Here is a 22,118-nt window from a genome sequence, read left to right on the forward strand (position 1 = left end):
CTCCCCTCCCTGTTGACGACTGTGCGTAAATTAGAGGCTTAATCCACAAGCCATGGCAGGCAGTGGGAAACTTGGCAAGTCATCCACAGCGAGTGCACATGTGGGAAGCTTTAGAAAGCGCTTGTGTACAAGACTCGTAACATTTGGAAAACGCCTGCGATATACCCAGCTTGTCCACAAAGAGCGTCAAAGTGCGGCAATTGGTAACTCCTTAGATTCAATGAATGATTTGAGTTTCCATTGCATTTAACGAGACTATCGGTGAATGATCCCACAGGCAAAGCTGTTGCTAAGCAGAGCTGTGGGAAAAAGGTGAGCAAAACGTAATCCCCGATTCCAACAGACTCTAAGAATAAGAAGACTCAAGATTCCTCCTTTCTTTATGAAGGAAGCACGGGAAAACTTTCACACGAGATAACGAAAATCAGACAAGGTGGAATGCAATGAAGCGCAAAGTCTTGAAAGTCATAGACGGTGAGGCAGTGTTTCCACCACCAATCTGGATGATGCGTCAGGCTGGACGTTATCTTCCTGAATATCGCGAAGTGCGTAAACAGGCAGGAAGCTTTCTCGACCTTTGCTACTCACCTGATCTGGCCGTTGAAGTGACACTTCAACCAATCCGCCGTTATGGCTTTGATGCAGCCATTTTGTTTTCAGATATTCTTGTCATCCCTCACGCCCTTGGACGAGACCTTCGCTTTGAAGAAGGAAGAGGGCCTTTGATGACACCGATTGATGCGGATGAGATTTTCTGGCTTGAAACAGAAGGTGTCGCTAAACGGCTGGAGCCCGTCTATGAGACGGTTCGGCTGCTGCGGGCACAATTGCCTGACGAAACGACGCTATTGGGCTTCTGTGGCGCTCCCTGGACCGTTGCGACCTATATGATCGCCGGACATGGCACTCCGGATCAGGCTCCCGCCCGTCTGTTTGCCTATCGCTTCCCGGAAGCTTTTGAGAAGCTTTTGAATAATCTGGCTGATGTTTCAGCCGAATACCTCATCGAACAGCTTGATGCAGGCGCTGATGCGGTACAGATTTTCGATTCATGGTCGGGCGTGCTTGATGAAGATTGTTTTGAGCGCTTCTGCATTCGCCCGGTTGCCCGTATCGTGCAAAAGGTGAGGGCTGTTTATCCTGAAGCTCGCATTATCGGTTTCCCGAAAGGCGCGGGAATGCTTTACGCGGGCTATCGCGAAAAGACCGGCGTTGATGTTCTGGGTCTCGATTGGTCAGTACCAGTTTCCTTTGCACAGGAACTGCAGAAAGAAGGCGCTATTCAGGGGAATCTCGATCCGCTGCGCGTTGTCGCTGGTGGTTCAGCTTTGGATGAAGGCGTTGACGCGATCCTCAAAAATCTGGGTCAAGGTCCGCTGATCTTCAATCTCGGTCATGGAATTACCCCACAGGCACCAATTGAAAACGTGCAGCGGATGATTGACCGGGTCCGCGGAGGCTATTGATGAGCACTTCCGATAAGACAAACAGCGGCAAGGCCGCGCTGATCCGTACCATTGTGGCTCTTGCCGTGGTGGTGCTTGGACTATGGGGATTGTTTCACGTGAATCCAGCTGATGCTTATCTTTGGGTCAAGTCGATCCACGTCATTGCGGTGATCGCCTGGATGGCCGGAATGCTCTATCTGCCGCGGCTCTTCGTTTATCATTGTGCGGCGACACCCGGTTCAGAAACCTCTGAGACGTTCAAAATTATGGAACGCAGGTTGCTGCGCTTTATCATAAATCCCGCAATGATTGTAACATGGATTGCCGGTCTTTGGCTTGCATGGGAAATCTTTGAGTTCAAAGGCGGATGGTTGCACGCAAAGATTTTGCTGGTGGTGCTGATGTCCGGTGTTCATGGTTACTTGTCGAAGGCTACACGTCTTTTCGCGCAGGATAAGAACACGAAATCAGCCAAACATTGGCGAATCGTTAACGAAGTTCCAACCGTTTTGATGATCCTGATTGTTATTTTGGTGATCGTGAAGCCATTCTAATTGCAAATGATTTTTTAAAGAAGCCCGGAAATTCTGTTGTTTTTCCGGGCTTCAACTTTTTTCCTATTGAAGAAACTATCGTTAATCCTTATCTGAGACTTGCTCTTCATACCGCAAAAAGGTATGAGTGAGTCCTCTTCCCACCATGACAGCAGGCCTTCGATGCCGGTCACGATCCAAGTGACCCACCTTTCCGAACAACTGCATTTTTCTCCTTATATTTCAAAAGAGTTCCTCACCCATGCAGGAAATGAAACTACAAGAACTTAAAAATAAAACTCCGGTCGAGCTGCTGGCATTTGCCGATACGCTTGAGGTCGAAAATGCAAGCGCCATGCGCAAGCAGGAACTGATGTTCGCGATCCTCAAAAGTCTTGCTGCTCAGGACGTCGAAATTATCGGCGAGGGCGTTGTTGAAGTGCTGCAGGACGGATTTGGCTTCCTGCGCTCAGCCGACGCCAATTATCTGCCCGGCCCGGATGATATTTATATTTCGCCTTCCCAGCTTCGTCGCTTCTCACTGAAGACCGGCGATACGGTTGAAGGCCCGATCCGTGGTCCAAAAGAAGGCGAACGTTATTTCGCACTTCTTAAGGTCAACACGATCAATTTTGACGACCCTGAAAAAATCAAACACAAGGTCCACTTTGACAATCTGACGCCGCTCTATCCAAATGAGCGCTTCAAGATGGAACTCGAAGTTCCGACCACTAAAGATCTGTCATCCCGCGTTATCGATCTCGTTGCTCCGCTCGGTAAGGGCCAGCGCGGTTTGATCGTTGCTCCGCCACGTACCGGTAAAACGGTTCTCTTGCAGAACATCGCGCATTCGATCACAGCAAATCATCCTGAATGCTATCTGATCGTTCTGCTGATCGATGAACGTCCGGAAGAAGTGACCGACATGCAGCGCTCGGTGAAGGGTGAAGTTGTTTCTTCTACCTTCGATGAGCCAGCAACACGCCACGTTCAGGTTGCGGAAATGGTCATCGAGAAGGCCAAGCGTCTTGTCGAACATGGCCGTGACGTCGTGATCCTTCTCGACTCGATCACTCGCCTTGGCCGCGCTTATAACACCGTTGTTCCGTCGTCAGGTAAGGTTCTTACCGGTGGTGTGGACGCGAACGCCTTGCAGCGTCCAAAGCGTTTCTTTGGTGCAGCCCGTAACATCGAAGAAGGTGGCTCGCTTACCATCATCGCAACGGCACTGATCGACACCGGTTCGCGGATGGATGAAGTGATCTTTGAAGAATTCAAGGGCACAGGTAACTCGGAAATCGTTCTCGACCGTAAGGTTGCTGACAAGCGTATCTTCCCGGCTATGGATATTCTCAAGTCCGGCACGCGTAAGGAAGACCTGCTTGTTCCACGCGCCGATCTTCAGAAGATCTTCGTTCTGCGCCGTATTCTCGCGCCAATGGGCACGACCGATGCGATCGAATTTTTGATCGACAAGCTCAAGCAGACCAAGAGCAATGGCGATTTCTTCGATTCAATGAACACGTAAGTTCTGATCGACTATCATTATAAAAACGCCGCGTTGAGAAATCAGCGCGGCGTTTTCGTTTCTTTGCTTCATAAAAGCTCAGGAATGGCCTCTAAGCAGGATTTCGAGCGCTGCAGCGGTCTCAACAGGTGCCAAGCAAACTTGCCCCTTACAGAACCATGCTGATGGTTTATCCGCATGTGCTGTGCCGCCTGTCGGAAGCTCAATCAATTTCCCCGCTTCAAAGGCAACAAACTTATCCAACCTTCGTGGATCAGGATTGCGCTGAGCTATGGCTAAGAGTTCGCCATCTGCTCCTGTGTCAGCTATTACAAGCGAACGTGGCTCAGCAGCAAAGCGGCTCGCATTTAGAATGCCGATCTGTCCATATTGCTGAACGAGCGCGCGACCCATTGCCTGTTCAACCAGACGCTCATTCTGATGATAAAGATGCATATCACCGGTGGCCAAAAATAGCCGCGTGAATGCTTCGATGATCTGGCTGGTAGCAGATGGAATGGCTTCGTCATAATCTCCATAGCTGTGAAGAATAACATCTTCCGCCTCTATCGCTGAAAGCCGGTAATTGCCCGACGCATCTCGATTGTTTTGATTGAGCGCATCTCTGAGTGCGAGCGCATCGCGGATAAATACTCTGTCGCCTGTCGCTTCAAAAAGCGAGAGTGCTGCATTGATCATCGCTGCATAATCGGATGATAGGGCAGGGTAAACCAATTCATCATCCATCCGGCAATGCGCCATGCGTCCGGCTTCAAACGATGAGCCAATCGAACGATAGGCAGCAATGGCATAATCAATCCATTCGAGGTTCTGAAAACACCGACCCGCTTCTGCCAGTGCCCGTATAGCTAACGCATTCCAGTCCGTCAGTGCTTTTTCATCGCGGCCCGGACGAATGCGCCTGCTGCGATAATCAAAAAGCTCTTGTCTTGATGCCTCAATTTCTCTGGGAAGCTCGGCCTTCTTATTCACCGCGTGAAGTCTGTTGAGAATATTTTGGCCTTCAAAATTGCCTTCAGCTTTTACGCCATGCCAGTTTTTGAATGCCGCTGCCTGATCACCCAATACTGCATCTATCTCAGCCTCGGTGAAGATATAGAATTTCCCTTCTTCACCCTCACTGTCGGCGTCGAGACTGGACGCAAAACTTCCGTCGGGAAGTCGCATTTCGCGGATCAACCAGCTTACTGTCTCTTCGATTCGGATACGGAACAATTTATCTTGCGTTTCAGCATAGGCATAAGTCGCGTGTCTGATCAGTTGTGCATTGTCGTAGAGCATCTTTTCAAAATGCGGCACCAACCAGTCGGCATCGACACTATAGCGACAAAGCCCGCCACCGAGATGATCATAAATGCCACCTTGCAGCATTGTTCTCAGCGTTAGCAGAAACGTATTGCGATGATCGCTTCGTCCTCCATAGAGCCACGACAGCCACAAAGCATCCATGAAGGGAACATTGGGGAATTTTGGCGCGTTATCAATACCGCCGCGTATAGGATCAAACATTGAATTGATCCGATCTGCTATAGTATCGAAATGCGCAATGTCATTCAGGCTCGCCTCGCTTTGCGCAGCGAGACGTGTTTCGAGATGACTGAACACAGCCTCCGCATTATGGTTAATTTTTTCTTTATTTCCTTGCCAAAGATTATTGACCGCTTTTAGCACGTCGATAAATCCGGGAAGATTGTGTCGCGCTTTAGGTGGAAAGTAAGTTCCGCCCCAAAATGGCTTTCCATCGGGACGCAGAAACATTGTAAGCGGCCAGCCACCTTGCTGTCCCATAGCGCCAAGAGCTGCCATATAAATCTGATCAATATCTGGCCTTTCTTCGCGATCAACCTTCACATTGACGAAAAGATCATTCATGACTTCAGCCACGGCTGGATCTTCGAAGGACTCGTGTGCCATGACATGACACCAGTGGCAGGCGGCATATCCTATCGAAAGTAGAATAGGGCGGTTGAGTTCCTGCGCTGCATCAAGCGCCTCTTTGCCCCAAACCTGCCAGTGAACCGGATTATCGGCGTGCTGACGCAGATAGGCGCTTGGAGCGGTCCTGAGCCTGTTGCTGCTGATATCGGTCATAGGGCTTTTCTTTCCTGACATGAATGAATATGCGTGTGACTATCAATATAGAACGGGAAATTAAATGAGCGAGCGGCAACATCTTACCGATACGATTTTCGCATTATCGAGCGGACGCCTTCCTTCCGGCGTAGCTGTAGTGCGTATATCCGGCCCGCAAGTTCGATTCGTAATCGAAACGATCGTTGGTGCGATGATGAAGCCAAGATATGCCGCGTATAAAACTATTCGCGCGCGTAATGGCGATGCTATTGATAAGGGGCTTGCACTATTCTTCCCTGGACCCAACAGCTTTACCGGTGAAGATTGTGCAGAATTCCATCTCCACGGTGGTATTGCCGTCGTTGAAAAGCTGCTCGAAGAACTGGGTACCTTTCCGAATTGTCGTATCGCGGAAGCGGGTGAATTTACTCGTCGTGCTTTTACCAACGGCAAAATGGACCTGACGATTGCCGAAGGCCTGGCTGATCTGATAGCAGCGGAAACTGAAGGGCAGCGCCGTCTTGCATTACAGGTCGCATCTGGAGCGCAGCGTCAGCTTTATACAGATTGGAGACAGAGGCTCGTCCGCGCGCGTGCGCTCATTGAAGCGGAACTCGATTTTGCTGATGAGAGTGATGTGCCGGGTTCCGTTTCGGTGCAGGTATGGGAGCATCTCAAAACTCTGCGTAGCGAAATCATCAACCATATTGAAGGCGGCAAACGTGCTGCCATGTTGCGCGATGGTTTGCATGTAGTCATTGCTGGCGCTCCAAATGCTGGCAAGTCGAGCCTACTCAATTTTCTGGCGGGCCGCGAGATTGCGATTATTTCGGAAGAGGCGGGCACGACGCGCGATCTGCTGGAAGTTAAATTGAACCTTGGCGGCATTCCGGTTTATGTGACAGACACTGCTGGGCTGCGCGAGACGACAAGTCAGGTTGAGCGGATTGGTATTGAGCGTGCGCGCGAACGCGCAGCTGAAGCCGATCTGGTTTTACTGCTTGAGGATATGCAAAATCCAATTCCGGTCTCGCTTGAGAATGGCGATGCTGACATCTGGACAGTCGGGACTAAGGCGGACCTGGTTACAAGCGATAGCGGAAACTGGCAGTATCGCATTTCAACTCGAACCACAGACGGACTTGATCGTCTATTGGAAGCATTACAGCAATTTGCCGAAGCGCGCATTGGCCTTATCAATGATGCTGTACCGACGCGGCAGAGACACATCAATCTTTTACAATCAACAATCTCCGAAATTGATATTGCAGCGGAGCGCGAAGATTTACCATTGGAACTCCGCGCTGAGAATATGCGCAGGGCATCGCAATATCTCGGACGCATTACCGGCGACGTTGATGTTGAAGAGATTCTCGACGTTATTTTCTCTCAGTTTTGCATTGGAAAATGAGTGATTCACGTGAAACAGTGATGGCTTTGGAAGTAGCCGAGCGAAATGTTTCACGTGAAACATCTGTGGAATCTGCCCAGACTTATTGACTCCCATATCGATCCGTGAGTCGATTTCTGTATCAAGTTTATCAAAGAGTTGATCGAAGCTCGGTCGGGTTACCCCTTCCGTTGAAGACCCAAACGTGTCAAAGAGACTTCTCTCTAAACTGGATTCGGATGCATCAGGATGAACATCAAAAGTTCGGCCGAAGCGACAGCTTTCGACGTGATTGTAATTGGTGGGGGACATGCCGGCTGTGAGGCTGCGGCTGCCTCAGCACGTGCTGGCGCGCGTACCGCCTTGGTCACGCACCGCTTCGATACAATTGGCGTCATGTCTTGTAATCCAGCGATTGGTGGTTTGGGCAAGGGTCACCTCGTGCGCGAGATTGATGCGCTGGACGGATTGATGGGCCGCGTTGCCGATAAGGCAGGTATCCAGTTCAGACTGCTCAATCGTCGCAAAGGACCCGCTGTGCGTGGTCCGCGCGCACAAGCCGACCGTAAACTCTATCGTCTTGCAATGCAGGAACTGATCTCAGAGCAGGAAAATCTGACGGTCGTTGAAGGCGGTGCATCGAACATCCGCGTGAGCGATGGTGCTATCACTGGGGTAGTTCTAACAGATGGTCGTGAGATTAGTTGTGCGGCTGTCGTTCTGACAACCGGCACATTCCTGAATGGCCTCATTCATATTGGTGAGAAAAAAATCCCGGCTGGACGCATGGGTGAAAATCCGGCGCTTGGTCTGTCGGATACGTTGCGCGGTTTAGGTTTTGCAGTAGGGCGCCTTAAGACCGGCACACCGCCACGTCTTGATGGGCGCACTATTGATTGGCAGAGCCTGGATATGCAGTCAGCAGACGAGAATCCGGTTCCCTTCTCGCTGATGACAGATAAGATTACCACGCCACAGATTGATTGCGGTATTACGCGAACGACGCCGGAAACCCATGCGATCATCCGGGCCAATCTTCATCGTTCGGCGATGTATTCCGGTTCCATTGAAGGGATCGGCCCGCGCTATTGCCCGTCGGTCGAAGACAAGATCGTTAAGTTTAGTGATCGCGACGGTCACCAAATATTTCTTGAACCAGAAGGGCTGGACGATCATACCGTCTATCCGAATGGTATCTCGACATCTTTGCCGGAAGAGGTGCAGCTCGAATACCTCAAGACCATTCCCGGTTTGGAAAAAGCGACCATGCTTCAGCCTGGCTATGCTATTGAATATGACTTTATTGATCCGCGGGAGTTGAAGCGCAGTCTTGAAACCCGTCGCGTGACTGGCCTCTTCCTTGCAGGGCAGATCAATGGCACGACCGGTTATGAAGAAGCCGGTGCGCAGGGATTGCTCGCGGGATTGAACGCTGCCAAGCGGGCAGGCGGCAGTGAGCCGGTTATTATTCAGCGTACGGAAGCCTATATTGGTGTTATGGTCGATGATCTGACATCACGAGGGGTTAGCGAGCCTTATCGTATGTTCACATCCCGCGCTGAGTTCCGCCTCTCGCTGAGAGCAGATAATGCCGATCAGCGTCTGACACCGCTTGCAGATGAGCTCGGTATTCTTGGTTCGGAGCGTCGCGAAAAGTTTGCCGCCCGGCAGGATGCATTGTCAGCTGCACGCGATATGACAAAAGAACTGACGATCACGCCCAATCAGGCTAGCCGTTATGACCTTCATCTCAATCAGGATGGAGTGCGTCGCTCGGCCTATGATCTTCTGTCTTACCCAGATATTGATCTGCCAAACCTTCAGGCTATCTGGCCCGAGTTGAATAGCATTGATTCCATCACGCGCGAGGCGCTTGAGATCGAAGCTCAATACGCGGTCTATATGGACCGCCAGCAAAGTGATATTGCGGTGATGGAGCGAGAAGAACGTCTCTTCATTCCTGCAACGCTGGATTTTGATGCGATCTCCGGCCTTTCCAATGAGCTTAAATTCAAGCTTAAGCAGCGCAAACCAGAGACTATTGCTGAAGCGCAGCGCGTAGAGGGTATTACGCCGGCAGCACTTGCTTTGTTGATTACGCATATCAAGAAGCATGGTGCGCGCGAACGTGCGGCGCTCGAACTGAACGCCGAGAAAGGCGTAGCATGACTGTGGATAGCCGATATTCGAGCTTGAAAAAGATTGTTCCCGTTGTTTCACGTGAAACAACTGAACGCCTAATTGCCTTTGAAGAACTATTTCGTAAGTGGTCAAACGCGATCAATCTGGCATCTCCATCCACACTTGCCGACCTTTGGAAACGGCATATTCTGGATAGTGCGCAGATATTTCCGTTGGCTCCAGACGCAAAGCGTTGGCTTGATCTGGGATCCGGCGGCGGATTTCCAGGCGTTGTGACGGCCTGCTTCCTCAAAGAAAAGCCGGGCGCTTCGATTGATCTGATCGAGAGCGCTGGCAAAAAGGCGGCCTTTTTGCGCACTGCTGCGGGGCATGTTGGGGTGCCAGCGCGTGTTCATTCCGAGCGTATTGAGGCGATGTGGGATAAAATTGAGACGCCAGACGTTGTTACGGCTCGTGCGCTCGCATCGCTCAACGTACTTTTCGAGCTTGCAGAACCTTGGCTGACGAATGGTTCCAAGGCCCTTTTTCAAAAAGGCCGGGATTACCAGAGGGAAATCGATGAAAGCCGTGTCGGCTGGAGTTTTGATCTGGTACAACATGAAAGTGCTATCGATACCAGTTCGGTGATACTCGAGATTAGCAATCTGCGACGCATCACCGGCTAAACCAGCATCGATATGACAGAAAGTGGCAGGGCGACGGTAATGAACAAAAGATCCCGGATCATAACCATTGCAAATCAGAAGGGCGGCGTTGGCAAAACCACGACCGCTATTAATCTTGCGACAGCGCTGGCCGCCATCGGGGAGACGGTGCTGATTGTTGACCTCGACCCGCAGGGTAATGCCAGCACGGGTCTCGGTATTGATCGTCTAAACCGCCCTTTGTCATCCTATGATGTCCTGACTCAGGCTGCTTCTGCGAATGATGCTGCGATGCAGAGTGATGTTCCGAACCTTTATATTGTGCCATCTACGCTCGATCTTCTCGGTATCGAGATGGAAATTGCGCAGGCACCGGACCGTACGCGTCGCTTGCGCGATGCATTGCGCTTTGATTCTACTGTTGCTGAAAAGTTTTCCTATATCCTCGTTGATTGCCCGCCGTCGCTGAACCTCTTGACGCTGAACGCAATGGCCGCAGCCGATTCTGTGATGGTGCCTTTGCAATGCGAATTCTTCGCGCTTGAAGGTCTAAGTCAGCTCTTGCAGACTGTCGATCAGGTTCGCGCTAGCCTTAATTCTGAGCTGACAATTCAGGGAATTGTCCTGACAATGTTCGATAGCCGTAACAATCTTGCGACGCAGGTTGTGGATGATGTGCGCGCATTCATGGGTGAAAAGGTCTATCGCACCGTTATTCCGCGCAATGTGCGCATATCGGAAGCGCCTTCGCACGGAAAGCCGGCCATTCTCTATGATCTGAAATGCGCAGGCAGTCAGGCTTATTTGCAACTGGCATCCGAAGTTATTCAGCGTGAGCGGCAGCTTAAAGCCGCATAATGAGCCAGCATCGCGCTGCGGTGCTTTTATCGATTCGACTACGTAACAATTTCAGGAACTGCCGACGATGAACGACGATCCTTCAAAAAAGCGCCTTGGCCGCGGCTTGGCCGCACTGATTGGTGAAATCGACCGCCCGGCGGAAGAGCGCAAAGTGCCCATTTCCAGTGAACGTAACGTTCCGATCGAGTTCGTAACGCGCAATCCACGCAACCCGCGCCGTATGTTCTCGGAAGTCGAGCTGGAAGATCTGGCGCAATCGATCAAGGAACATGGCGTTGTTCAGCCTATTGTGGTTCGTCCAGCACCGAATGAACCTGACCGTTTTGAGCTGATTGCTGGTGAACGCCGCTGGCGCGCATCGCAGCGCGCGGGCGTTGATACGATCCCGGTTATCATCCGCGATGTGGATGATCGCGTTGCGCTTGAGATTGCAATTGTCGAAAACGTGCAGCGTGCCGATCTTAACGCAGTCGAAGAAGCGATGGGATATCAACAGCTTATCGATAATCATGATTATACGCAGAATGATCTCGCACAGGTGATCGGTAAAAGCCGAAGCCATGTTGCCAATACGCTCCGCCTTCTGAAACTGCCGCAACGCGTGCAGGACTTTATCTCGGATGGCGCTCTTTCGGCCGGTCATGCGCGCAGCCTGATCACCATGGAAGATCCGACCGCATTGGCGGAGCGCGTGGTCAAGGAAGGCTTGTCCGTGCGTCAGGTTGAAGCTCTGTCGCAGGCACGCAATGGTGCAGAGCCGAAGCCAAACAAGAGTGCGCCAGTTGAGAAAGATGCTGACACCAAGGCGCTTGAAAAGCTGTTGTCTGATGTTACCGGTATGAAGGTTGAAATCAATCACCGTGAACGCGGTGGCGAAGTGAAGGTGCGCTATAGCTCGTTGGAACAGCTCGATGAGATTTGCCGTCGCTTGCAGAGCTGATCGTTTCTTTTAAGCGTTTGAAATCTGAAGCCGTGGAACAGTGATTTGTTTCACGGCTTTTTCTTTATCGTGTGCGTGCCTTGATGAGCGCGAAGACGACAATGATCATGGTGATAACACCAATGATAGCACCCACCGCACCTCCCCAGAAAGCTCCGTAGTCGCCGCCAATCAGCCAGCCGAGAGTTGCGCTGATCATGATCAGGAGAATAGGAGGGATGCAGCCAATCATGCATTTATTCCAATGGCTTGTATAAAATATTCCTCAGACCAGAGAAGCGGAATAGCGAACCAGAATAAGGGAATTGTCGATTATTACGTTGGCTCTAATATTGCTGAACAGAACTGCAATCTCAAGATCTCGATCACGGTCTCACAGCCTGTTGAACGGGTTCTTGACCTTTGTACTGTGCCTGCTTTTAACGGCTTTTCATCGAAGCGCTAAAAGTCCTATATGATTGAGAGTCAAAGTGCCCGGATCAGAGGGGCGGGGAGAGAGCGCAATTCATGGAACTGCTGACGCAAATCATTATTCACACGCCTGTCTATGTCTGGGGATTGCTTGTCTATCTGATCATAACAGGGATAAAGGGGCGTGAAACACAAACGGTTTCGCTCTGGAGAATGCTTTTTGTGCCGGTTATTTTCATCGGCGTTGGCTTTTTGCACTTTGATGATACGTCGGACCAATTCAGTTCGTTTCTAATCGGCTGGTTTGTAGGGTTGGCACTGTTTACACCGCTGGGTTTTTTGACTGGGCCGCGCATTCTGGCGGTTGATCGTGAAACCAAGCGCATAGAACGCGCAGGCACAACGCTGCCTCTTATTCGCAATGTGATTTTCTTCTGCGCGCAATATGTGCTGGCAGTTCTGAACGCGATTTATCCGCAGGAACACACGACGTTGATGTATGTAACCGCGGTGGTCTCAGGTGCTTCAGCGGGCTATTTCGGCGGCTGGCTCATTTCGCTGTGGCGGAAATATCAGGAAAGCCCGCAGCTTAAGCTGGGCTAGATGTGAAACTATAGCCTATTTGCGCGATAGTTTCACGGCTTCCACCGAGATTGCTAGCAGGCACTGACGGATGATGGGCACTGCCAGAGCTGCATTCTGACGGCTTTCCAGAACTGCGCGTTGCAGGCGTTCCATGACACGCGAAAGGCTTTCTGCAGTCCAGCGACTGACGGCATTTTCAATCAGTTTTTTGCGGTTGAAGAAGACCGGCGGACGCGCAGAGGCGACCACGACAGAGACACTTTTACGCTCGGTATCTGCGATATGACGAAGCGTCTGAATCTGCTGGAACTGACGTGCAGCAGTATTGAGCACTAGGAACGGAGCAGTTCCCGATTTCACAACGCGGTCAAATGTCGTCTCAAAACGGCGCAGATCGCCCGTCAGAACCGCATCCACCACTTCATCGGTCGAAAGCCCTGCTACATCACCCACGGCTTCGCGCACATCGTCTATATCGATGCGTTCTTTGCCACGCGCATAAAGGCAAAGCTTTTCCAGCTCACCACGCGTGGCCAGCCGGTCACCGCCCAGGCTGGCGCGCAGCAGCTGGCGGCCGTCCATGGTGATCTGCATTTTCCACTCGGCCAGCACATCGTCGATGACACCATCAATGCCACGTGCATCGTCTGAATAGCAGGGCAGTGCCATGCCAGCTGGTGCGTTTTCAACGGCACCGCGCAGACCGACACCCTTTTTCAGATCGCCCGCTTCGACCAGAATATATGTTTCACGCGGCGGCTCGGTCGCCAGAAGTTTCACAGCTTCGGCAAGCTTCTTTTGTCCGCCAGCATTCTTGATCCAGATCAGCCGCTCGCCGCCAAACATCGAAATTGTACGCGCTTCATCGGCAAGCTTTGCCGGATCAGCGTCGATCTCATCGGCTTCCATACGAATGACCGCGAAGGGATCATCAAGCGGCAGTTTTGTGGCCTTTGCATAGCGACGTGCGCGTTCGTTCACCAGCCCCTTATCAGGGCCATAGAGCAGCACAACCGGAAACGAGCTGCTCGGTTTGCTGATGAACTGATCTACTTCGTGTGCTTTCTTCTGCGCCATTAGGATATATCCATATTCAGGTTATGTCGGCCTGCAAATGGCGCTTTTCTGCGCTTCCAGTGCTCATGTACTCTTAGTACACTGCGCGCTGGGTCTCGAAAAGACACCATTTTCGGCTGTCCCTAACCTGAATCTGTATAATCCTGCCTATAAACAGAAACAGCCGCCGGTCAAACTGAGCGGCGGCTGTGAAACAAAGCTGTTTGCAACGCTATTCGATCAGCAAAGCATCGTCATCAAGCGTCTGTCCACGCACCTTGCGGAACATTTCGATAAGGTCTTCCACGCTGAGCGTCTTGCGCTTGTCGCCGGTCACGTCGAGCAGAATCTTCCCGCCATGTAGCATGATGGTGCGGTCGCCATAATCCAATGCCTGACGCATCGAGTGTGTGACCATGAGTGCTGTGAGCTTGTTTTCGGTAACAAGATTGCGGGTCAGTTCCATGACAAATTCTGCCATGCCCGGATCAAGCGCTGCGGTATGTTCATCAAGCAGCAGCACTTCTGAACCCGAAAGCGTTGCCATGATCAGCGAAAGCGCCTGGCGCTGACCGCCGGAGAGAAGCTCCATGCGATCCTGCATGCGGTTTTCGAGACCGAGATTAAGGCTTGCCACGCGTTCACGGAACCATTCACGGCGCTTGGAATTGAGCGCATGGGTCAGACCACGGCGTGTTCCACGCGATGCAGCCAGTGCCAGATTTTCCTCAATCGTCAGTGTTCCACAGCTGCCAGCAAGCGGATCCTGAAACACACGCGCCACAAGACCGGCACGGTCTGCGGTTGATTTTCGGGTCACGTCCTGCCCGCTGATCACCACCTTGCCAGCGGTCGGGATGACATCGCCTGCCAGAACGCCGAGCATGGTCGATTTGCCCGCACCATTGGAACCAATCACGGTGACGAACGAACCCTGATCCATTGTCAGGTTGATCTTGTTCAGAACCTGTTTTTCGAGCGGTGTTCCACGACCAAAGATAACTTCAAGATTGGAGACTTCAATCATGATGATGCTCCTCCACGGCGCAGGCGCGGCAAGATAAGCGCGAAGGTCACGAGAAGCGCCGTTGCGATGTTGAGATCGGAAGCCTGAAGCCCAACCATATTGCCGTTGGAAAGTGCGAGCTGGATGGCAATACGGTAGATGATCGAACCAAGCACACAGCCGATCAGGATCACGAGGATCAGACGCGAGCGCAGCAATGTTTCACCGATGATCACGGCGGCAAGGCCAACCACGATTGTACCCACGCCGGAAGTTACGTCAGCAAAGCCGTTTGTCTGGGCGAAAAGCGAGCCACCAAGCGCCACGAGCGCGTTGGAGAGTGCCATGCCTAGATAAATCTGGCGGTCGGTGCGCACGCCCTGCGCACGCGCCATTTTCGGATTGGCACCGGTTGCCCGCATGGCAAGGCCCATGTCGCTTTCGAGAAAGCGCCAGACGAGGAAGACCGTGATCGCAACCAGCACGAAAAGGAAAGCCGGGCGCACATAATATTCAGGAATGCCATGGCCGAAGAACGGCGACAGCATGGTATCCTGATTGATCAGCGCGATATTCGGACGGCCCATAATGCGCAGATTAACCGAGAACAGCGCAATCATCGTCAGAATGGATGCCAGCAGATTAAGGATCTTGAAGCGCACATTCAGCGTTGCGGTGACGAGACCGGCAAGCGAACCGGCAATCATCGCAACACCTGCGGACAGCCATGGGTTCCAGCCAGCAAGGATCAGAACGCCGGTTACAGCTGCACCCAGCGGAAACGAACCATCCACGGTCAGATCGGGGAAATCGAGCACGCGGAAAGCCAGATAGACGCCGATGGCGACAAAAGAGAAGACGAGGCCCAATTCGACCGCACCCCAGAAGGCGATCTGACTCACATTGAGATTCCTTGTTCTTTGCCGTGGCTGAACATGAACATGGCCTTGCGGCAAACACTATTCATTGGCCTTCAAACATGATGACTTCTGCCACTCATGCCCGGAGGACTGTTTCAATCACGACCGGTTTTGATTTGAGTTCGTTTCGTAAGCTTATGCCTTACGAAACCAGTTCCCGGTTTTTCATGCGCAATCGCATCGATTGCGATTGTTCTGGCTAGTTATCTTTTCCGATACAACTCAAAAGTTTCAACGCGCAAGCATTATCGATGAAAAAGCGCTGAAAAGCCGCGTTCTGTGGGCGTGTTACAACATTTGAGGCGCTTATTTCAGCTTACACTTCTCCGCGTGCGCGCCACAACTCCCATGCAAAACGCGCACGAACGCCAATATCAAGGAAAGGGCGTGGCGGAAGTTCGGTTGGGGATCCCAGTTTCAACATGTCATTAATCAGCGAATTGTCGATATCACAGGCCATGTCGGCTGCGAGAATACCGCCGATAGTGCCCTTGGTGATGCCGACACCGTTCTGGCAAAGCGATGTGTAAACATTCTTTGCAATCTGCCCGAACCCCGGAGCGCCATTGCGTGACAGGCAGATAAAACCTGTCCATGTATGTTCCATGTTCACATTAGCCAGCACCGGGAAACGCTCGTCAAACAGGCGTTTGTGTTCACGCTTGATTGTTTCACGGCGCGCATCCGACTGACGCAGCGACGGGCAGAAATGCACATTCTGCCGAACGAGAATACGTCGGTCCGATGTCAGGCGCATGGTGATGCCAGCAAAGGAATTTGCAGGTGTCAGCCCCCACGGAGCGACTTCGCCGATCGCTTTATATTCAGCATCGGTCAGCGTGCGGCTGAGGCTGGCATGTGCTGCGAAATTCAGCAGTTTTCGTCTGAAAAAACCGAACTGTTCGCCAAAGCCATTGACAGTCAGGATCATCGCTGGCGCCTGAATGCTGCCTTTTGCCGTGGTGATGAGAATACGCTCGCCATAATCAATTTTGGTAACAGCCGAATTCTCATAAAGCGTCACATTGTCCGGCAGGCTGTCGGCAAGGCCGCGCACCAGAGCAGCCGGATTTAACAGCGATGTGCCATAAGTGAAAATCGCCGCTTTGAAATGATTTGTTCCGAGTCGTTTGGCCAAAGCATCGCCTTCGAGCCAGTCGAAAGGCTCTTTGAGGCGTTCGAGTTCTTTAACCGTTGGTTCCAGAACTTCACGCATACCCTGATCGGAGACGGCAGCGTGAAACTTGCCATCCTGCCGCCAGTCGCAGTCGATACCATGCTGATCAACCTGCTGTTTCAGATGATCAATCGCTGCACGCGCTAGTGCGCGATAGCTATGAGACTTCGCCAGTTCTTCCATTGAGGAACTGACATTATGCGGCAGATCAATCGCAAAGCCGGCTGCCCGACCTGACGTGCCTTTGCCGACTTCCTGCGCGTCAATCAGTGCTATCTGGTCGTTCGGGCGGTTCTCTGCCAGCCGTCGCGCCGCAGCCACACCTGCATAACCCGCTCCAAGTACAATCCAGTTAGCCTTGATGTCACCTTTCAGCGATGCATTCGGGGCGCGAGGGCTAAGAATTTTGCTCCAGCCATTGGTGTTGTCATCGGCTGGAAGGATGCGTATTGCGGGCATTTCAGAAACTCGACAGGTTTAAAATAAAAAGGCGGGAATTGATCCCGCCCTTCTCATTTACAATATAGATCGCAATCAGTCGATCTTGCTGGTGGCGCGGTCGATGACAGCCTGCGGGAATTCAACGCCCATCTTCTTGGCTGCACCAAGATTGATGACCAGATCGGTACCCTTGGCGATTTCAACCGGAATATCGCCCGGCTTTTCACCCTTCAGAATGGCCACGACCTTTTCGCCGGTCTGCTTGCCAACATCGTAATAGTTGAAGCCGAGAGCTGCAACGGCACCGCGCTTCACGGAATCCGTGTCAGCAGTGAACAGTGGCAACTTGCTTTCTTCCGCCACACCGACAGCGCTTTCAAGCGCTGAAACGATGGTGTTGTCGGTTGGGACATACATTGCATCGGCACGGCCAACGAGCGCACGGGCTGCACCCTGAACTTCTGCTGACTTAGTGGCCGCCGATTCAACGATTTCGATGTTTTCAGCGCTCGCGGCTTCTTTCAGTGCTGCAAGAAGTGAAACCGAGTTTGTTTCGCCGGAATTGTAGAGATAGCCGAGCTTCTTGATGTTCGGCATTACTTCCTTGATGAGCTTGATGTGCTCGACAACCGGCGACATGTCGGAAAGGCCCGTGACGTTGCCGCCCGGCTTTGCCATGTCCTTGACAAGCTGCGCGCCAACCGGATCGGAAACTGCGGTAAAGACAATCGGAATATCACGCGTTGCAGAAACAACAGCCTGAGCCGAAGGTGTCGAAATTGGAACGATGACGTCCGGGCCATCACCAACAAACTGACGTGCGATCTGTGCGGCGGTTGCCGGATTGCCCTGTGCCGACTGATAGACGAAGGTGAGGTTTTCGCCTTCTTTGAAGCCAGCAGCAGCCAGCGCATCTTTAACACCGTCGCGCGCAGCATCGAGTGCCGGATGTTCGACGATAGCAGTGACAGCAACCGTCACATCCTTAGCCTGCGCCGACGTGGCAAGAGCTGTTGCGGCCAGCAAGGCCAGAAGCATAGAACGCATGAAAAATCTCCCCTGTTTTGGTGCGTTGCCTGTGAAGGCATTTTGTTGGCTTACACCCGAATGTTCAACAACGGCTATCTGCCGGAATTGAAGGTTTATCCACCTGATAACAAGGCTTAATCGGGTCCGTATAGACTGTCAACGTGTCCGCATTACCTGTTTTAATACGCCGCTATATTCTGTTTCATGAACACTGTGTTCAGCCCACTTTCAATGGCTATCGTGCAGAGCCATATTCTGCGAGAACACTTTAAAAGTGCCTCCCCACGCACAGGACGGGCGCTCACAGAACGGGCACTTGAGGAAAATGAATATGAAAAAGATAGGTTTCCTTTCATTCGGACATTGGTCGCCTTCGCCACAGTCGGGCACCCGCTCGGCAAGTGATGCGCTTTTGCAGTCGATTGATCTGGCAGTTGCAGCTGAAGAACTGGGCGCAGACGGTGCTTATTTCCGCGTGCATCATTTTGCCCGTCAGCTTGCATCGCCATTTCCGCTGCTGGCAGCTGTTGGTGCAAAAACCAGCAAGATCGAAATTGGCACGGCCGTTATCGACATGCGCTACGAGAATCCGCTTTACATGGCGGAAGATGCGGGTGCCGCCGATCTTATCTCGCAAGGCCGCTTACAGCTTGGTCTGAGCCGTGGCTCGCCAGAGCAGGTGATCGATGGCTGGCGCTATTTCGGCTATGCGCCTGAAGACGGCGCAAGCGATGCGGATATGGGCCGTAAACATGGTGAGGTTTTCTTTGACGCGCTAAAAGGCGAAGGCTTTGCCAAGCCAAACCTGCGTCCGATGTTTCCGAACCCTCCCGGCCTGTTGCGTCTTGAACCGTATTCGGAAGGCTTGCGCGATCGTATCTGGTGGGGTGCCGGTTCCAATGCAACAGCACGCTGGGCTGCAAAGCTTGGTATGAATTTGCAAAGCTCGACGCTGAAAGATGATGAAACGGGCGAGCCGTTCCATGTCCAGCAGGCCGCGCAAATTCGTGCTTATCGTGAAGCTTGGAAAGAGGCCGGGCATACCAGAACGCCACGTGTTTCAGTAAGCCGAAGCATCTTTGCGCTGGTTGATGATCGCGACCGCGACTATTTTGGTGGTGGCAGCAAAGATCAGGACTCTGTCGGCTATATCGATGAGAATACCCGCGCTATCTTTGGTCGCTCCTATGCGGCTGAACCGGATGCGCTGATCAAAGAGCTTGCACAGGACGAAGCGGTTGCTGAAGCCGATACGCTTTTGCTTACTGTGCCAAACCAGCTTGGCGTGGAATACAATGCGCACGTGATTGAGGCGATCCTCAAGCATGTGGCACCCGCTCTCGGCTGGCGCTGAGTTGCTTTATCAGAGCGCATCCCGAAAGCTGTTTCACAGTTTTCGAGACGCACAACCGCCTCGCAGGATAACATTCTGCGAGGCTTTTTATTGGGTGCAAACCTTTGTTCTGACATGTTTAAGAGGATCGTTTAAAACCTGCCAGAAACTCTGGCGGTTGCTCCAAGCGCATTTTCCCGGGTTGCAGTACGAATGAGATAGGGCGTGAATGACAGATCGACTGTGTCATTGATAGCATAGATCAGACTTGTGGATGCCGAACCTCGAGTGTGGGCAAAGTCAGAGCTGAATACCAGTCCGCCGATATAGTCTGCTCTTGCGTTAAACTCCGGATCGTCGTGCGAAAGATCTTGTTCGATTTCGATATTGGCGGACCAGCGAAGCCGGTTGTTGAGCGTTGCCGTATAATTGGCTCCTGCATAAGCAGTCGTGAGCCGATAGGTCATATCGCTATATGTGAACGGAAACTCCGCATTGGTTTCGGTGTAGCCGTCCATGGATACATCGCTATAACGAAGGCCACCATAATAGCCGAAATGCGCATCGTTAAAGTTTAGATTTTCAGTGCGTCCGGCTTCCAGCGTCGTGCTCCAGCCTTGCACGCGGCTTTCGCCGGTTCCGGCTTCGGTATAGTTCAGGCGGGGTCGCATAATATCGGCATCGTAGCGGTTGGCGGCGAGGCTAAAACGCATATACCATTCGCCGGATTTGGTCTTGTCTTGCCACTGCGCATAAGCGCCGCCGCCGAAATTGTCGCTGCCGGAATTATAACCGTCTGGTTGCTGACGCCAGAATGAATGCGCCAGCGTCAAACCAGCTGAGAAGTTTTCTGTAAAGCCATGGCCCAGAGTTAAGCCAGATAAGAGGTCTCGCTGATCGCCAAATCCGCTAAAATCCGTGAATTGCGTGAAACAGGTCTTACCTGCTGCATCTACATTGCAGACCCCTTGCAATTTATTGAGTGTGAGGCGCTGCGCTTCCATTGCGGAGAAACCAATATTGGCCAGCTTAAGAACTGTGGCAACCGTGTGATCGACGTCGATGATCACAGGCGCCTCAATTGATGGTTCAGTTGGCGATGGACTAGCTATGGGGCCAGTGCCGGGATTTTCTTCAGGTGTTGTTCCCTGATCGGTTCCGCCTCCGGTTTCAGGTTTCGGCTCAGCCCCGGGATCAGTTGGCGGGGTTCCAGGGTTGATCACTGGATCAATAGCAGGTTCACGTTTGGGGAATTTCCACAAGGTCGCATGAAGATCGCCATCTGCCGTTTCCGCCATTCCTGCGATGACGCTGCCGTCGTCAGAAATATCCCATGCAACTGCGCTGGTGCCGCCAATGGTTCCAAGGTCGACCATGCCGTCACGTGCGGTCCAGTGGAAGGCATGCATTGCCATAGTGTCTGTATAGCTGTAACCGACCACGGCACTGCCGTCAGCGGACATGCTCAGAGCCTGAGAAATCCCCCCGCCAAACGAGCCGAGGCTAATCATCCCCGTTTGTGCGGTCCAGCGAAATGCCTGATTAAAGCCGTTATCGAAAATGGCCGCTCCGGCGACAACATTTCCATCGCCAGAAACCAAATCTGCGATGCTTTGTTGAGAACCCAGAAGCGAATGTATATTGACCATTCCGGTCTGCGTCGTCCAACGGAATGCATGCTGTTGGCCGTCGCTGGTATCACTGGTTCCGACGATAACTGATCCGTCGGATGAAACACCCCGGGCTGTTGAGTTATTGCCGCCAAGACTTCCGAGGCTGAACATTCCTGAAGCTTGTGTCCAGCGGAATGCTCTTGTTTCAAAAGTTTCGATTGCTGAATATCCAACAATGGTGCTGCCATCAGCGGACACAGCATTTGCGAAAGATACCTCTCCACCCAGAGTACCAAGACTTAAAATTCCGTCTTGAGGTGTCCATCGAAAAGCAATTGTTGCGTTATTGTTGGTCTGGCTATCTCCCGCAACGACATTTCCGTCTGATGAAATACTGTTGGCATAAGAAGCAGCTCCTCCGAGCGTGCCTATGTCGATCATGCCTGTATCGAATGACCACCAGAAAGCGTGGCTTTCTGTTGCGTTGATATTGCTGATGCCTGTTGCAGCAACCCCGTTTGCCGAGACGGCCATGAGTGCGGTTCCACCAGCGTCGATGAGTGATCCGATATCCGTTATTCCGTCTGGAGTGACGATAAATGATTTGTCGTAAGCGCCACTGGAAGACATACGGCGCACGCCAAATACTTTTCCGTTTGCAGACACACTGACCGCATCAGCACGAGCCCCTCCAAATGAGCCATGAACCTCATAAACAGGAGCTTCTGCAAATGCATAAGAACTCAGTGATACAAGTATTGATGAGTTTAGAATTATCTTATTTACTAACATAAATTTAACTCATCTCTACACAAGACTGTTATAATTTAAATACAACAAACCGATAGTCGTTAGTTTTGATATTTTTGTTTGATTGAAATGTAAAAATCAAGTTAATTTTTACTATTTGAAATATATGTTATTATTATAAATAATTGATATTAAATATGTTATTTGAATAGAGTATATTTGATTTTCATTTTAATTA

At 51.7% G+C, this 22,118-nt stretch carries 18 protein-coding genes; 10 read left to right on the forward strand and 8 right to left on the reverse strand.

Translation table 11 applies throughout. From position 1 onward, the window contains the following. Nucleotides 1-443 precede the first annotated feature (443 nt). The 3 genes from hemE (at nt 444) to rho (ending at nt 3,509) form a co-directional block, all read left to right on the forward strand. Complete coding sequence (gene hemE, locus ACOZHT_RS05545) at nt 444-1,466, forward strand: uroporphyrinogen decarboxylase (RefSeq protein WP_339509090.1); 1,023 nt, start codon at nt 444-446, stop codon at nt 1,464-1,466. Further along, complete coding sequence (gene hemJ, locus ACOZHT_RS05550; protein WP_339509089.1) at nt 1,466-2,002, forward strand: protoporphyrinogen oxidase HemJ; 537 nt, start codon at nt 1,466-1,468, stop codon at nt 2,000-2,002. Before hemE ends, hemJ begins: the two co-directional genes overlap by 1 nt. Before the next feature lie 241 nt (nt 2,003-2,243). Next, a complete protein-coding gene (gene rho / locus ACOZHT_RS05555; RefSeq protein WP_094505845.1) occupies nt 2,244-3,509 on the forward strand; it encodes a transcription termination factor Rho in 1,266 nt (421 codons plus the stop codon). Between the two features lie 78 nt (nt 3,510-3,587). On the opposite strand, the gene ACOZHT_RS05560 is transcribed toward rho, so the two are convergent. Further along, complete coding sequence (locus ACOZHT_RS05560) at nt 3,588-5,600, reverse strand: thioredoxin domain-containing protein (protein WP_339509088.1); 2,013 nt, start codon at nt 5,598-5,600, stop codon at nt 3,588-3,590. Between the two features lie 64 nt (nt 5,601-5,664). On the opposite strand from ACOZHT_RS05560, the gene mnmE reads away from it, so the two are divergent. The 5 genes from mnmE (at nt 5,665) to ACOZHT_RS05585 (ending at nt 11,559) form a co-directional block, all read left to right on the forward strand. Then, nucleotides 5,665-6,993 carry a tRNA uridine-5-carboxymethylaminomethyl(34) synthesis GTPase MnmE gene (gene mnmE, locus ACOZHT_RS05565; RefSeq protein ID WP_339509087.1) on the forward strand — a complete coding sequence of 443 codons (1,329 nt, stop codon included), beginning with the start codon at nt 5,665-5,667 and terminating at the stop codon, nt 6,991-6,993. A 228-nt stretch (nt 6,994-7,221) separates the two neighbouring features. Continuing rightward, nucleotides 7,222-9,141: a tRNA uridine-5-carboxymethylaminomethyl(34) synthesis enzyme MnmG gene (gene mnmG / locus ACOZHT_RS05570; RefSeq protein WP_421565363.1), complete on the forward strand. Its 1,920-nt coding sequence runs from the start codon at nt 7,222-7,224 to the stop codon at nt 9,139-9,141. Then, nucleotides 9,138-9,779 (forward strand): 16S rRNA (guanine(527)-N(7))-methyltransferase RsmG, encoded by a 642-nt coding sequence (gene rsmG / locus ACOZHT_RS05575; protein WP_339509085.1) that lies wholly within the window; start codon nt 9,138-9,140, stop codon nt 9,777-9,779. The genes mnmG and rsmG overlap by 4 nt, the downstream gene beginning before the upstream one ends. 39 nt (nt 9,780-9,818) lie before the next feature. Next, the gene (locus ACOZHT_RS05580) at nt 9,819-10,616 is read left to right on the forward strand and encodes a ParA family protein (protein ID WP_339509084.1); all 798 of its coding nucleotides are present in this window, start codon (nt 9,819-9,821) and stop codon (nt 10,614-10,616) included. 67 nt (nt 10,617-10,683) lie between these two features. Continuing rightward, nucleotides 10,684-11,559: a ParB/RepB/Spo0J family partition protein gene (locus ACOZHT_RS05585; RefSeq protein ID WP_339509083.1), complete on the forward strand. Its 876-nt coding sequence runs from the start codon at nt 10,684-10,686 to the stop codon at nt 11,557-11,559. A 64-nt stretch (nt 11,560-11,623) separates the two neighbouring features. Here ACOZHT_RS05585 and ACOZHT_RS05590 read toward each other — a convergent pair whose 3' ends face one another. Continuing rightward, nucleotides 11,624-11,791: a hypothetical protein gene (locus tag ACOZHT_RS05590; RefSeq protein WP_339509082.1), complete on the reverse strand. Its 168-nt coding sequence runs from the start codon at nt 11,789-11,791 to the stop codon at nt 11,624-11,626. Between the two features lie 275 nt (nt 11,792-12,066). Here ACOZHT_RS05590 and ACOZHT_RS05595 point away from each other — a divergent pair, with 275 nt between their 5' ends. Next, nucleotides 12,067-12,573: a hypothetical protein gene (locus ACOZHT_RS05595; RefSeq protein WP_339509081.1), complete on the forward strand. Its 507-nt coding sequence runs from the start codon at nt 12,067-12,069 to the stop codon at nt 12,571-12,573. A gap of 15 nt (nt 12,574-12,588) precedes the next feature. Here ACOZHT_RS05595 and holA read toward each other — a convergent pair whose 3' ends face one another. The 5 genes from holA to ACOZHT_RS05620 form a co-directional block, all read right to left on the reverse strand. Further along, entirely contained in the window at nt 12,589-13,632 is a 1,044-nt protein-coding gene (gene holA / locus ACOZHT_RS05600; protein WP_339509080.1) for a DNA polymerase III subunit delta, read from the reverse strand. A 211-nt stretch (nt 13,633-13,843) separates the two neighbouring features. After that, the gene (locus tag ACOZHT_RS05605) at nt 13,844-14,638 is read right to left on the reverse strand and encodes an ABC transporter ATP-binding protein (protein WP_339509079.1); all 795 of its coding nucleotides are present in this window, start codon (nt 14,636-14,638) and stop codon (nt 13,844-13,846) included. Continuing rightward, the gene (locus ACOZHT_RS05610) at nt 14,635-15,519 is read right to left on the reverse strand and encodes an ABC transporter permease (RefSeq protein ID WP_339509078.1); all 885 of its coding nucleotides are present in this window, start codon (nt 15,517-15,519) and stop codon (nt 14,635-14,637) included. The genes ACOZHT_RS05605 and ACOZHT_RS05610 overlap by 4 nt, the downstream gene beginning before the upstream one ends. A gap of 334 nt (nt 15,520-15,853) precedes the next feature. Then, nucleotides 15,854-17,173 carry an FAD-dependent oxidoreductase gene (locus tag ACOZHT_RS05615; protein ID WP_339509077.1) on the reverse strand — a complete coding sequence of 440 codons (1,320 nt, stop codon included), beginning with the start codon at nt 17,171-17,173 and terminating at the stop codon, nt 15,854-15,856. A gap of 75 nt (nt 17,174-17,248) precedes the next feature. Continuing rightward, on the reverse strand, nt 17,249-18,202 hold the full coding sequence (locus tag ACOZHT_RS05620; protein WP_339509076.1) for an ABC transporter substrate-binding protein: 954 nt from the start codon (nt 18,200-18,202) through the stop codon (nt 17,249-17,251). 313 nt (nt 18,203-18,515) lie between these two features. Between ACOZHT_RS05620 and ACOZHT_RS05625 the strand changes: the two genes are divergently transcribed. Beyond that, the gene (locus ACOZHT_RS05625) at nt 18,516-19,538 is read left to right on the forward strand and encodes an LLM class flavin-dependent oxidoreductase (protein ID WP_339509075.1); all 1,023 of its coding nucleotides are present in this window, start codon (nt 18,516-18,518) and stop codon (nt 19,536-19,538) included. A gap of 131 nt (nt 19,539-19,669) precedes the next feature. Here ACOZHT_RS05625 and ACOZHT_RS05630 read toward each other — a convergent pair whose 3' ends face one another. Next, nucleotides 19,670-21,922 (reverse strand): autotransporter domain-containing protein, encoded by a 2,253-nt coding sequence (locus ACOZHT_RS05630; protein ID WP_421565364.1) that lies wholly within the window; start codon nt 21,920-21,922, stop codon nt 19,670-19,672. Between the last annotated feature and the right edge of the window lie 196 nt (nt 21,923-22,118).

Source organism: Ochrobactrum sp. EDr1-4, assembly GCF_049199085.1.
Lineage (GTDB): Bacteria > Pseudomonadota > Alphaproteobacteria > Rhizobiales > Rhizobiaceae > Brucella.